This window comes from Flavobacterium sasangense DSM 21067 (genome assembly GCF_000686885.1).
Classification (GTDB): Bacteria; Bacteroidota; Bacteroidia; order Flavobacteriales; family Flavobacteriaceae; genus Flavobacterium; species Flavobacterium sasangense.
Genome location: NZ_JMLU01000061.1, coordinates 1 through 1,817 on the forward strand (window position 1 = coordinate 1; position 1,817 = coordinate 1,817).

The 1,817-nt window shown below is 26.5% G+C and carries 1 protein-coding gene; it reads right to left on the reverse strand.

The genetic code is table 11. The annotated features are described in order from the left end of the window. Positions 1-257 precede the first annotated feature (257 nt). Positions 258-1,673 (reverse strand): hypothetical protein, encoded by a 1,416-nt coding sequence (locus BP92_RS0113685; RefSeq protein WP_026726542.1) that lies wholly within the window; start codon positions 1,671-1,673, stop codon positions 258-260. Positions 1,674-1,817: the final 144 nt, after the last annotated feature.

Sequence of the window (1,817 nt, forward strand, 5' to 3'; positions counted from 1 at the left end):
TTTTTTCTAAAATCCAAGTTCCATTTAACTTTTGGGAATGAACATTTATAAAATTTATAAAAGTCAATAATAATAATAAAATTTTCTGTCTCATTTCTTTTTAAAATTACACACAACGTTTTGCAGCTTGCAGAAGTGGCGGATTAAGGAAGCCTAAACTTTCGGTTAAACACTGACTTTGCAAGTACAAAACCAACTTTAAATCAAGTCCAAAACCCGCCATTTCTGCAAACTGCTGTTAGCCGTTCGTTGTTTTTTTAGTTTTGCTTTACTTTAGTTTTATCAAAATATTTTTCTTTATTCATTTGTTCAATTAAATTTTCAAATTCTACTTTATTATTTACAATTAGTATAATTACTGCATTTCCCTTTTTATCAAAAAAACTTAAATTTAAAGGTTTGTTTTCAAAGTTTATTTTTGATAATTCAGGATAAATTTCTTTTAATTTATCAAGAGTATTTTTTTGGTTTTCATTAATTATGATTAATTGATTACCAGAACCTTCGTTTAGATTTTCAATACTATAAGGATGTAAAATTGGAGATGAAGAATTCACATTACTTAATCTAAAATACTTTCGTAATGGAATTGTGATTTCGCTTTCATCTTCATTGTCATAATATAAATATAACTTGTTTAATAAAATTGAATAATCAGCATTTGCATTTGGAAATTTTAAACCAAATATTTCTATTGATTTATCAATAAAATTTTTGTCAATTTGTTTGTTTTCGTTTAAATAGTTTTCAACTAAAGGATAAATTCCTCTAGCAAATCCTTCAATATAAGTATCGCTATACCATTCTTTTTCATCAATTTTTCCATTTATATTTTTATATGCCCATCCATTTCCTAAAGCAGTTGCTAAAGCTTCATCAAAATATGCACTTGCAAATTTTGAATATTCTGAATTGTTATCCGCAAAATAGGAGACTAATTGCTTTTGAAATTCTTTTGATTGTTCATCATATAAAACGTGACACATTTCGTGTAGAATTACTCCATTTCGTCCTGTATAATCAGTTTCATCAGTTAGAACTCCAATACAAAGGCTATTTCCGTGTGGCGTTGCTGTTGTTGAACCTTTTTTTCCTGGAATTGGATACAAAGCAATTTGAAATGGAATTTCATTTGTCCAAGTTGAATTATAGAATTTATTAAACCTGTTAAAAATTTCAACGTTTGCGTTTTTTAATTTTATTAATCTATTTTTTTGATTTACTATTTTCTTTTCATAATCATTCCAAATAATCTCGTCATAAATATTTTCTGCATCAGAAAATATTTTAAATAATTTTTGATATTCTATAATTGGCAAAATACCAATTGTAGATTCTTTAAACTCTTTTAAGTTTTTTGAATTAACTGCGATTATTGAAATTAAATCATAAGTTGAGCGATTTGGTCTTCGTTCATCAGGAAATTCATATCGTTTGTAATTATAACTTAAATTTATTTTTTTATATTCTTCACAGAGATTTTTAAAATTGAGGTTATTTTGGGTTTTGTCATCAATATATTTTTTAAAGTGTGAAGAAGTTCCATTTCCATTTGTTGCAGTTTCCATAAAATTAAAAATGCAATATGGTTTGCTTATTTTGTAAACAAAAAAATCTTGACTAAAAGCAAAATTTGATACTAAAATTAATAAAAGCGTGATTATTTTCTTCATAAATTTTTCTGTTTTTCGTTTTATTTCTGCGTTCTGCGATACAATGACGGCTAACGTTCTGCGGCTTAAAAATGTGGCGTAAATGCAACACCAAGCCATTACAAATATAACAAAACATTCCATTCAGCTGCGGATTTTCCGCAG

Bases quoted from the DNA above. Each gene is read 5' to 3' on its own strand.
- BP92_RS0113685 (WP_026726542.1), bottom strand. From the start codon at position 1,673: ATGAAGAAAATAATCACGCTTTTATTAATTTTAGTATCAAATTTTGCT.